The organism is Candidatus Ruthia magnifica str. Cm (Calyptogena magnifica) (genome assembly GCF_000015105.1).
Lineage (GTDB): Bacteria > Pseudomonadota > Gammaproteobacteria > PS1 > Pseudothioglobaceae > Ruthia > Ruthia magnifica.
The window spans coordinates 112,836-123,508 of record NC_008610.1 but is presented as its reverse complement, the minus strand read 5'-3'; the positions used below and the strand labels follow the sequence as shown (position 1 = coordinate 123,508).

Here is a 10,673-nt window from a genome sequence, read left to right as displayed (position 1 = left end):
TTTATTATGCCGTTTGAATGATGTTTGACATGACCAATAATGACGATTTAACACGCTCCAATTCACCCATCCTACCACAAGCAGAAACACCAACAACAATAAAGGCTAATACTATAAATTTGGTTATTTTTTCCATACCGTTTCTTGAGCTATTTTCTATTTAAATCGCAGACTATTTTACAGTAATTCTTTTAATGGTTTGTTGAACATACAACGCTATATATAAAAGCATACAGACTTTTTAAATGCTGATTCTCAACTTAGCAATCAACCAATTTATAAGGTATATTTATGAGTAAATACACAAAAATAATTTTAGAAGCATTTCGCACTATAATGAAAACATAGACTCACTAAAAACACCCGTCTTAAGACAACATAATAAAGGCCGCCTACTAATTTAGAATCTATACCTCAACCGAATATGCAAATTATTATAAGTGAAGTTCAGTATAAGCATATACCATGCCATTACCAATCCAAATGCTGTTTTGATTTTTACGCAAAATGATTTCACAATAGCGAATCACACGCTCAAAGTTTGTATCGACTTTAATCTCAAACTTACCAAAACAAATCGTTTTATTAAGGATTTTTTAAATATGAAGCCACTCTAAAATAATCATCATTCTTGGGTCTGAAGAATACCAAAGAACTTAGGGAAAATTCCTCGTCAATACACTTTTAAAAGCCAATATATTGTTAATTCATCACCTAATGTAATCACTGACTATTGTGTTACTGGTTGTTAATCACATCTCTTGCCATGTATAAAGCTGCAATACTCCTGGCTTCAGTTAAATCTTCATTGTAAACCAAATTTTCTAAATCAGACATCTTAAATGCTGCTATCTCTAATGGCTCCGGTTCATCACCTTGTGCACTCGCTTTATATAAATCTTGCGCTAGTACAATATAGGTAATACTAGATTGATAGCCAGGTGCAATGGTCATTTCTTTGATAAAAGTTAATTTATTAGAACCATAGCCAATTTCCTCAATTAACTCTCTATTAGCAGCCTCAATAAGTGTTTCACCACCATCAATTTTTCCCTTGGTTAATGTGAGTTCATATCGATCTGTACCACCAGAATACTCATAAATCATTAACACAGTTTCAATATCTAACATCGGTATAACCAATACTGCACCATTACCTGGTGGTTTTAAACGCTCGTATATTCTTTTTGAACCATTTGAAAACTCAATGTCCATTTCCTCAATATTAAAAAAACTGGTTGTGGCAATGGTTTTAATATTTAATACTATGGGTCTCTTACGCATGGTTGATATTATGCCATTGGATTGACGCCAAACCACAAAATATAAAGCTAATTTTTACGATTTGGTAACCTTATTAAAACATATAGACCAGATACAATCATAACAACAGATGCTAATAAAAATGGTGCTATTAATGCTTGTGTCATTTGTACAGATACACCTAATGTTAATGCCGCCACAGCATAACCAAAATCACACCAAAATCGATAAATACCTAGTAGCGTTCCTCGTGTTTCTACCGATGCAAAATCAGCAATAGTAGCGCCCAATGTTGGATATAACATTGCCATACCTAAGCCCATTATTCCAGCTTCCAATATCCATAAAAATACATTATTCGTATATGGAATACTTAACAAACCAAGCCCGTATAACCACATACCACCAACAATTACTGCGTCCAACTTTGTCAGATAAAGGCCCCGTAATCAACTGAAAACCACCCCATACAAGCGCATACACTGAAACAATAGCACCACCTTCTATTAACGTTAACGTCTTAGATAAAAAAAATAGGTAAAAATATCCAAACTATGGCGTCAGTAAATTTTTCCATCAATCCTGCTTGGTTTAACGACAGCAAGATCTTATCATGCCAACTTTGTTTGAACAAACAACTTGATAAAACCTTGTTGTTCTATTGTAGGATTGTCTCTTTGATGCAACTTAGCGCATGGTATGTGGTTTCCTTGACATAAAAGATAGACGAGAGTAACCCAAGTGTCATCACCACAATACCAAATATGAACAAACCTTGTCTTGCGCCAATTAAATTAACAATATAAGCAGTTACTACGCCAGCAATAGCAACGGCAGCATAACCAGAAAATTCGTTAATGCCATTGACCAGCACAAGCCTTGGTTAATACCTAATAATAAGGTTGATCCTATAATCCAATTCCAATTAGACGCATATAGAATCATAAATGGCATAGGGATTGCAACAATCCACCCAACAATTAGTACATGTTTACGACCATATTGATGACTCAAACGACCCACTAATAAATTCATAACAGCTTTAACCAAATACAACAAAGAAAATTAACAATAAAAACTGCTGCTTACCTAAATTAAATTTTGTGTTTGCCAAATTAGGCATAACCACCCTTGTCATACCAATCATAAGGCAGGCCTACTACAAACTTGCATTAGTTGAAGAATAATTTGTAATTTATTCTCAAGTATACCATGCTGCATCTCTTGTATTGACATAATTAAATATCCTCTAACTATTACATACTTTATCCTGATACAATCAAAGAATAAACCCTTGATTTATTTTATATCCTAACTGAGCGTACTCCTAAAGCCTAATAAAACACAATGAATTTTTTGAAGAGCAATGAAAACAATCTATTTTTTATTTACTTTATCACTTTTGTCAAACACTTGGACAACTTAAGATATCGGCGAATTTTCGCCTGAAAAGCTCAGCAATAACTTATCGGTCATTCATGCTCCATCTAGTAAGACAAGTACACAAAATCAAGGATTTATGAACAACCATGGTATTATTATTGTCTTTAATACGTACATTTATGATTACCATTAGTTGAGTAATCAGGCTATTATCGAAATACCCCATGCCAAAATTTATGCTCAGCCATAAATGATTATTAAGGCTAAAAAACGGCGAAAGCGATAACTAGTTTAATCCAATGGAAACTCTAACTAATAACTTAATAAAAGACACAATTACAACTTATAACTGACACCACCTAGCATTTACAAATCATCAACTTAGGCTCAGAGCAATTTAAAATTCACAGCCTTACCACATCAGAGCATACACTAATACAAATATTATGATTGAACATGTCAACAATAAAACTTTATTCTTTAGGAGGTAATAGCTTTGTTAATCGTATGGATCGTTTTAATAACAATAACATTAAAATATTACAATATGCAACAGATTTTAGTCTAGTACTTGGTCATAGCTCGTCAGGCAATACACTTGCCAATCATCGAATATGAGGCTAAAAAAACTATGAGAAAAATTTGACTGACTATGAAATTAACCCTATCACCGTTAAACAGTAAACTGCTTATAAAAATTAACACAAATTTGATGAGTAATTTGACAAACATATCGGCAAAATGCTACTTGAGATTGAAAGTGTTAGATTTATAAACCTTGAATGATAACCCAGGATGATTAGCCAAAAAATCCATTCATATATAACTCAATTAAATCGCTAAATCCATCGATACGTTTATCGTCAATGATAATTTATGATACCATGCTAGCATCGTTAGTCGCTTTTGAAAACTCTGTCATAAATACACAATCTTTATACCAATGCCTCTACCACTAAATCACCCATTTTATTCGTACCAACAACCAAGTCACTTTCTATTGCAATATCTTGCGTACGATAACCTTTATTTAATACAGTATTAACTGCCGCTTCAATTTTGCACGCCAAGCTCGCTTGGTTGAGCGAATAACGCAACATCATAGCAACCGATAAAATAGCTGCCAAAGGATTGGCAATATCTTTGCCCGCAATATCAGGCGCTGAACCATGAATAGGCTCATACATACCAAACCCGTCTTGATTAAGAGAGGCTGACGGCAGCATACCGATTGAACCGGTCAACATTGCTGCACAATCACTCAACACATCACCAAATAAATTTGAAGTTACCATTACATCAAATTGCTTAGGCGCTTTGACTAATTGCATTGCAGCATTGTCCACATACATATGAGTAAGTTCAACATTTGGATAATCTTTAGCCACATCCGTCATCACTTCGCGCCACAATTCACATACTTCTAACACATTTGCTTTATCTATCGAGCAAACACGCTTATTACGCAGTTGTGCAATTTTAAAAGCTGAGCGTCCAATACGTCTGATTTCTAACTCATAATAAGCAGCTGTATTAAACCCATATTTTTGCCCATCACGGATTTCAACGCCTCGTGGTTTACCAAAATAAATGCCCGCAACCAGCTCACGAACAATCATTAAATCAAGCCCTGACACCACTTCCTCTTTTAACGTAGAAACGTTAACAAGTTGGGGATATAAAATCGCAGGACGTAAATTAGAAAACAAATCCATTTCTGCACGTAGCTCTAACAAGCCTCGTTCTGGTCGCAAATCACGCTCTAAAAACTCCCATTGATAGCCACCTACAGCGCCTAATAAAATAGAATCGCACTGACGTGCAGCATCCAGTGTAGCTTGTGGCAAAGGAGAACCGGTTTCATCATAAGCATTGCCACCAACTAGACCATGTTCAAGCATCATGCCAAGATTAAAATCTGCATTCAAACAATCAATCACTTTAAGTGCTTGCGTTGTAATTTCTTGGCCAATACCATCGCCTGGCAATATTAATACTTTTAACATTTTTCTTACCTTATACATCGGCGTTAAAAAAGTTATTTTACTAGATTTCAACCATTTACTCACTAGTCTAACAATCCAGCCCAATCCTCAGAAATACCCTTCCATTTTGTATCTAGTTCAATCCACTCTTTTGGACGCTTAAATATTCATCGTACACCAAAAATCGAACACAATACACCTATATTTTTTCATTTTTATTACCTATTTTCCCTATAATAATCCATAAAAAAGGAGCTTAAATCCCATTTAATTTAATTACAATTCATCGGCATGTTTTGACAAATAATCAGACACACCTGCAGGTGTGTCTTTCATACCTTCGTCACCTTTATTCCAACCCGCAGGACAAACTTCACCATGCTCAGTATGGAAATCAAGCGCATCAACCATACGCAACATTTCATCAATATTTCTGCCTAATGGTAAATCGTTCACTACTTGATGACGTACCTCAAAATTCTCATCAATTAAGAACGATGCACGAAGTGCAATACCTGCTGGATGTACAATACCATAAGCCTCCATAATAGAATGGTCAGTATCAGCCACTAACGGAAAATCAATAACACCCAAACCACCATCTGCTGGTGCAGTGTTGCGCCATGCGTTATGCGTAAATTGTGAATCTACTGAAACACCAATCACTTCAACACCTTTGTCATTAAACTGCATCATTCTGTGGTGACATGCCAGAATCTCTGAAGGACAGACAAAAGTAAAATCTAGTGGATAAAAGAACAACACAATTTTCTTACCTTTAAGATTAGAAAGTTGAAAATTATCAACAATCGAACCATCCGCTAAAACGGCAGCAGCCGTAAAATCTGGAGCTTGTTGTGTAACTAAAACGCTCATGTATTTCTCCTGTATATAATTAAATATCTTGATTATACAGCTACTTTATACTGATAAATTATATAAAAAGCAAGAGCTTTGTTATTAACAAGACAAAATCGTACAGATACTCACGTAAAATAGCGTTTTATGCTAAAAATTTACAATACATTAAGTAAACAAAAGGAAGTTTTTCGTCCAATTAATGCTGATAAAGTGGGTATATACGTTTGTGGAATGACGGTTTATGATTATTGCCATATGGGTCATGCACGAATTTTGGTAATATTTGATGTCATCATTCGCCATCTTAGACGATATTTTCCAAATGTTGAATATGTACGTAATATTACTGACATTGATGACAAAATTATCAAACGCGCTATTGAAAATAAAGAAGATATATATGCATTGACTAATCGTTTTATTGATGCCATGCACGAAGATGAGCGTGCTCTTGGAGTGTTACCACCTGATGTTGAACCACGCGCAACTAATGCAATGAAGCAAATATTTTATATGATAAAGTCACTGATTGAAAAAGGCTTTGCTTATCAAGCTCATAATGGTGATGTCTATTATTCAGTACGCCATTTTAAAAATTATGGAAAACTTTCAAGGAAAAATATTGATAAACTTGAAGCGGGCGCTCGAATTGAGATAGAAAGTGCCAAAAAAAACCCGCTAGATTTTGTTCTTTGGAAAATGTCTAAACCCAACGAACCAAGCTGGGACTCCCCTTGGGGACAAGGCCGTCCTGGTTGGCATATTGAATGCTCTGCCATGTCCACGCATCACTTAGGCAATCATTTTGACATTCATGGCGGTGGTATGGATTTATCCTTTCCACATCATGAAAACGAGATCGCTCAATCTGAAGGTGCGAATAATTGCACTTTTGTTAATACTTGGATGCACATAGGTTTTGTCAATATTGATGATGAAAAAATGAGCAAATCATTGAATAATTTTTTTACCATTCGTAGCATATTAGAAAGCTATAATTGCGAAACCTTGCGTTATTTCATCATGAGTTCTCATTATCGCAGTCCACTTAATTTTTCAGATGATAATCTTAATAAAGCCAAGTCGTCATTATCTCGTTTATACACTGCCATTCGTGGTCTAAATACTTCTAGCACGGTAACTGAGAAAGTGCCTATGTATTTTGACTATTCAGTACGATTTAATGAAGCGCTTGATAATGACTTTAACACACCCATCGCTTTAAGCATTTTATTTGAACTGGCAAAAACAGTCAATTTACAACGCAAAAAGGACGTTGATCAAGCCAATGCTTTAGCACAATTATTAAAAAAACTCGGTGATTATATTGGCATTTTGCAAATGGACGCAGATAAATTCTTAAAACAAGGTATTTCTTTATCGAATAGCGAGGTTGATGTAAAAATTACTAGCAGAAATGAAGCCAGAGCCGATAAAAATTTTGCACTAAGTGATCAAATTAGAGACAAGTTAGCCGAGCTTGGCATTGTACTAGAGGATAATGCTAATGACACTACTTGGCGTAGAAAATAACATTGACTGGTCTTTAATAGATACCATTTTATTAGACATGGACGGTATACTTTACTAGACTTGCATTTTGATTTACATTTTTGAATGGAATATAATGCCCTTGATCTTTGCCAATAAGCACAACCTGACACACCAACAATCAAAAGATAAAATCTATCCTATTCTTCGAGCGTAAGAGGGAAGGCTACATTGGTATTGTTTGGATTATTGGTAAAAAGTGTTCAAACTGGATATCGCCAAACTCAAAGAAAATATGGCTCATTTAATCCAAATACACCCGTTTGTACTAGACTTTTTAGAATAAGCAAAACAACATAAAAAGCGTATTTATTTAGTCACTAACGCTCATATAAAAACCATTCAATTAAAAATTCTGGTCACTAATTTTATCACAGTATTTTAATGCCATTATTTCATCACATAACTATAACGTGGTTAAAGAAGAACAAGATTTTTGGCACCAACTAAACAAAACGATTCATTTGAACAAACAAAAAAGTATCTTTTTTGACGATTCTTTTTCTGTACTAAGTGCCGCCAAACAATACGGCATTGATACCATCATTGCCATTAACAAACCCAGTTCTAAAATGAGTATGAAATCAATAGAGGGTTTATTAACATCGAAACTTTCGAACAAACGTTACCCATTAAGACACATTTATAAAAGATAAACACGCGGCTTTATTCATCTAAAAATTGTTAAACAAATGAATCAATGTAATATTATCATCCATGCTGGTGATATTATTGATGCACAAACCTTTTAAACACTCAAGCACAGGTAAAAATTAATTGTTATTTAGGGTAATAATATTTAAATTTAGTAAAAAATTAAGCCTATTTAAATGCAAAAATTATCATTTATGGACAACACCAATAAACAAGCCATCGATTAAGAAAAACCTTGGATTATCAATCTAGACTCTTCTTGGAAAATGCATAATCATGGCAGTGTCAAACACTTCATTCTTGAAGTTAGTCACTCTCAAGAATGAAAAGTCACCCCTTTTATATGTTTGCTTAAGTAACAATGCTAATAAACCCCTCTATTGACTTAATATTTTGTTAAAGCTATTATTCAATGTGCTTATGGGTTTATGTTAAATAGTCCTTAGTAGTTAAGATTTACACGCTTGATACCAGTAAAGCTAATTTCAAAGGTGGTTGATATTATCATCTAAAAAGCAAGTGCAAGTTCAGCAAAATTTGTAACTGTATTAGATACAGGTAAAATTTACCCTTAGTTTTTGCTTGAATGACTTAATGAGCATCTTTCAAGCCTCACCACTAATTGACAATACAACTAACACTAAAGAAGAACAAACCAAAGTACTTTAATACCACTCAGTCTTGGAAGGACTAACTACATGGATAAATCAAGCAAATTTTATTAGATGAACCTACCCACCATAGATATAGAAAATTTAACAATGATAGAGGTTACGATTACTTGCATAAACTAATTCCGATTTAGACGGTTATGGTACGCTCAATGCCAATGATGCCTTCTCATTAGACAACACTGGACAACTTGATACTGATAGAATGTAGATAATAATATTGATACAGATGCTGGTGGTGTATTTTATACTACTGACTAAAACCCCAAACCAATCCTTAACTTACACTAATTTTCACCTCAGAAGTATCGGTCTAAGCAACCGAAGACCAGTTACAGATATCAAATTATCTTTACTGATAACGATAAAATAGACGATACAACCGTTTTTTAGCTAACACTAAATGAGAGTACAAAACAACTAAGTGACACGCCAACCAATAGCAACACTGGTATTAATAATGGTAAAAATGCCGATATTGAATAATCCTTTGTCATTACAGTTATCAACATCGATGATACGCCAGTAACTTACCAAAAATTAGAATATTTCAATAATCATTAGGAAAATAGTATGCCAATTACCTTTAGCGTAGTAAATATTGACGCCACTTATGATGATAACGATACGCTAATTTGGACACTTATCTTTAATGCTACAAAAATGGTACAGCTTTAGTCAGTAGAAACACCACACCAAGTACTAATTACAATGGTAATTTCGAGGCTCATATAAATGATGGCAACGACGGTAATGACACAATTGCTATTAATATTACCATTGAGTTTGTAAATAATACACCCACCATTACTTGCAGCTCGAGTCAAGTACAACGGCTAATGATATCGAGAGTGATAGTTTAAACTTCAGTATTCAATATAAACCCAGTTGGTCAGCTTTTAATACTGCAACTGGTACATTAAATGGCACACCAATAGAAAGTAATATTGGTGGAGGTTTTAACCATAGTATCAGATTTATTAACAGGTATTACTTGGCAAACACCATTACCATGCCCAATACTTTTTTATCAAGTGATGTGGTTGGTTAATACCAACTTCATAGCCATTAAAGTTGCAGTGAATACTAATGATGGTCATCTTATCACTTTAGAAACAAGTGTTAAAAACTTAGAGGATAATGGCGGCATTGTAACAAATTTTGACAATATTAACAATGCACTCACCAGATTATGGTAGTTGCAAATACTTTAGAAAATAGTAATGGCTCTGGTGGTGATTCAGCCCCAGCAGATAATATAGCAGACAACTAAATCATTAGTATTGACTCTAGTGCTGACTTTTTACAACAAGCCATTGAATAGTACTCTTGCATGGCAAGGTTATTATTGAAATCTCTGACATCTATACTGACAATATCTATCTACGTAAAAGTCTCACCATTCAAGGCAAACCCATAATGATCTAAATGTAACTGGATTTAGCAGTGTAACAAACGAAAGTTATAACTTCAACGTAACTAGTCTAGTTAGCTACAAAAATAATTCGACAAATACATTTACGCAACCATTGAGGTTAACGATAGAGCATTAATTTTATAAAATTTAATCATTAACACGACCCCGTTATCATACTCAAAAGGTTACTAATAGAGGTTATTTAAAAGACATCGTTCTGAATGGCCGCAATTATGACATTTTAATTTTTAATAATTCAATCATTACGTTAAAGGATACCAATGTATTACTGATGGTTATGTTTTAAATAATTGTAAAGCAACGATTTGTGGCTCAAGCATTGTTACCAGTGCTAATTCCAATATGATTTTAAAATCAGATAATACGCTAAATATCACCCAAAATGATACTAACAATTCTACTAAAGACTCTAATTTAATTGTGTTTGGCAATACCTCAGTATCTTTACAAGGCAAAAACAACACGATCAATATTAATAAGCAAAAATTGAGGTTTATGCAGGCTCTTCTATGAATTTAAGCGGTATTGATGCTAATGCAATTTTAGTTATCTCAAAAAAATTGAAGTCAGTTGTTCGTCATTTAAAATCGATATTTGGAATGATAACACGTCCATCAGTGTCGTAATTTAATCGTCAGAAGGAGAAATTGGGTAAATTCGAGCTAGCAACGTAGTTATTAGTGGTGACTCGTAAGGACTTACAATTGTTATTTATGTTGAAAATAGCAATAATGCTTATCGAAGTATATGTCCATAACTAATTAATAAATTTAGCATATAAGATTAACTAATTTACAAAAAATACCATTAAAGAAACTACCGGAAAACAATTTAACCATCAAGCAACAGTTAAACTATTTAGCTAAA

General features: G+C 33.9%; 13 protein-coding genes. 4 read left to right on the top strand and 9 right to left on the bottom strand.

Annotated elements, in window-relative coordinates:
* Positions 1–4: 4 nt before the first annotated feature.
* From RMAG_RS06100 to RMAG_RS06185, 6 genes are all read right to left on the bottom strand, one after another.
* On the bottom strand, positions 5–136 hold the full coding sequence (locus tag RMAG_RS06100; protein WP_268745581.1) for a hypothetical protein: 132 nt from the start codon (positions 134–136) through the stop codon (positions 5–7).
* A 298-nt stretch (positions 137–434) separates the two neighbouring features.
* A complete protein-coding gene (locus RMAG_RS06200) occupies positions 435–593 on the bottom strand; it encodes a hypothetical protein (protein WP_081425162.1) in 159 nt (52 codons plus the stop codon).
* A gap of 145 nt (positions 594–738) precedes the next feature.
* On the bottom strand, positions 739–1,284 hold the full coding sequence (gene nudE / locus RMAG_RS00555; RefSeq protein ID WP_011737524.1) for an ADP compounds hydrolase NudE: 546 nt from the start codon (positions 1,282–1,284) through the stop codon (positions 739–741).
* Positions 1,285–1,331: 47 nt separating this feature from the next.
* Complete coding sequence (locus tag RMAG_RS05960) at positions 1,332–1,688, bottom strand: MFS transporter (protein WP_024792059.1); 357 nt, start codon at positions 1,686–1,688, stop codon at positions 1,332–1,334.
* A gap of 233 nt (positions 1,689–1,921) precedes the next feature.
* Positions 1,922–2,137, bottom strand: a complete 216-nt coding sequence (locus tag RMAG_RS05955; RefSeq protein ID WP_235093619.1) for a hypothetical protein — start codon at positions 2,135–2,137, stop codon at positions 1,922–1,924.
* Positions 2,077–2,298 carry a hypothetical protein gene (locus RMAG_RS06185; protein WP_340616164.1) on the bottom strand — a complete coding sequence of 74 codons (222 nt, stop codon included), beginning with the start codon at positions 2,296–2,298 and terminating at the stop codon, positions 2,077–2,079. The genes RMAG_RS05955 and RMAG_RS06185 overlap by 61 nt, the downstream gene beginning before the upstream one ends.
* Before the next feature lie 804 nt (positions 2,299–3,102).
* Here RMAG_RS06185 and RMAG_RS05755 point away from each other — a divergent pair.
* Positions 3,103–3,264: a hypothetical protein gene (locus RMAG_RS05755; RefSeq protein WP_157834476.1), complete on the top strand. Its 162-nt coding sequence runs from the start codon at positions 3,103–3,105 to the stop codon at positions 3,262–3,264.
* 317 nt (positions 3,265–3,581) lie between these two features.
* Here RMAG_RS05755 and leuB read toward each other — a convergent pair whose 3' ends face one another.
* Both leuB and RMAG_RS00540 read right to left on the bottom strand, forming a co-directional pair.
* Positions 3,582–4,652, bottom strand: coding sequence for a 3-isopropylmalate dehydrogenase (gene leuB, locus RMAG_RS00545; RefSeq protein WP_011737523.1), 1,071 nt, complete (start codon positions 4,650–4,652; stop codon positions 3,582–3,584).
* Positions 4,653–4,907: 255 nt separating this feature from the next.
* Positions 4,908–5,507 (bottom strand): peroxiredoxin, encoded by a 600-nt coding sequence (locus RMAG_RS00540; RefSeq protein ID WP_011737522.1) that lies wholly within the window; start codon positions 5,505–5,507, stop codon positions 4,908–4,910.
* A gap of 129 nt (positions 5,508–5,636) precedes the next feature.
* On the opposite strand from RMAG_RS00540, the gene cysS reads away from it, so the two are divergent.
* The 3 genes from cysS (at position 5,637) to RMAG_RS00525 (ending at position 9,567) form a co-directional block, all read left to right on the top strand.
* Positions 5,637–7,025: a cysteine--tRNA ligase gene (gene cysS, locus RMAG_RS00535; protein ID WP_011737521.1), complete on the top strand. Its 1,389-nt coding sequence runs from the start codon at positions 5,637–5,639 to the stop codon at positions 7,023–7,025.
* 431 nt (positions 7,026–7,456) lie between these two features.
* Positions 7,457–7,699: an HAD-IA family hydrolase gene (locus RMAG_RS05950; RefSeq protein ID WP_024792061.1), complete on the top strand. Its 243-nt coding sequence runs from the start codon at positions 7,457–7,459 to the stop codon at positions 7,697–7,699.
* A gap of 1,619 nt (positions 7,700–9,318) precedes the next feature.
* Positions 9,319–9,567, top strand: a complete 249-nt coding sequence (locus tag RMAG_RS00525) for a hypothetical protein (protein ID WP_024792062.1) — start codon at positions 9,319–9,321, stop codon at positions 9,565–9,567.
* Positions 9,568–10,081: 514 nt separating this feature from the next.
* Here the strand turns inward: RMAG_RS00525 and RMAG_RS00520 are convergent.
* Positions 10,082–10,270 carry a hypothetical protein gene (locus RMAG_RS00520; RefSeq protein ID WP_024792063.1) on the bottom strand — a complete coding sequence of 63 codons (189 nt, stop codon included), beginning with the start codon at positions 10,268–10,270 and terminating at the stop codon, positions 10,082–10,084.
* Positions 10,271–10,673: the final 403 nt, after the last annotated feature.

Excerpts from the sequence above, each read along its gene's own strand:
- RMAG_RS06100 (WP_268745581.1), bottom strand. The coding sequence starts at position 136 with ATGGAAAAAATAACCAAATTTATAGTATTAGCCTTTATTGTTGTTGGT.
- nudE (WP_011737524.1), bottom strand. The coding sequence starts at position 1,284 with ATGCGTAAGAGACCCATAGTATTAAATATTAAAACCATTGCCACAACC.
- RMAG_RS06185 (WP_340616164.1), bottom strand. The coding sequence starts at position 2,298 with ATGAATTTATTAGTGGGTCGTTTGAGTCATCAATATGGTCGTAAACAT.
- RMAG_RS05755 (WP_157834476.1), top strand. The coding sequence starts at position 3,103 with ATGTCAACAATAAAACTTTATTCTTTAGGAGGTAATAGCTTTGTTAAT.
- leuB (WP_011737523.1), bottom strand. The coding sequence starts at position 4,652 with ATGTTAAAAGTATTAATATTGCCAGGCGATGGTATTGGCCAAGAAATT.
- RMAG_RS00540 (WP_011737522.1), bottom strand. The coding sequence starts at position 5,507 with ATGAGCGTTTTAGTTACACAACAAGCTCCAGATTTTACGGCTGCTGCC.
- cysS (WP_011737521.1), top strand. The coding sequence starts at position 5,637 with ATGCTAAAAATTTACAATACATTAAGTAAACAAAAGGAAGTTTTTCGT.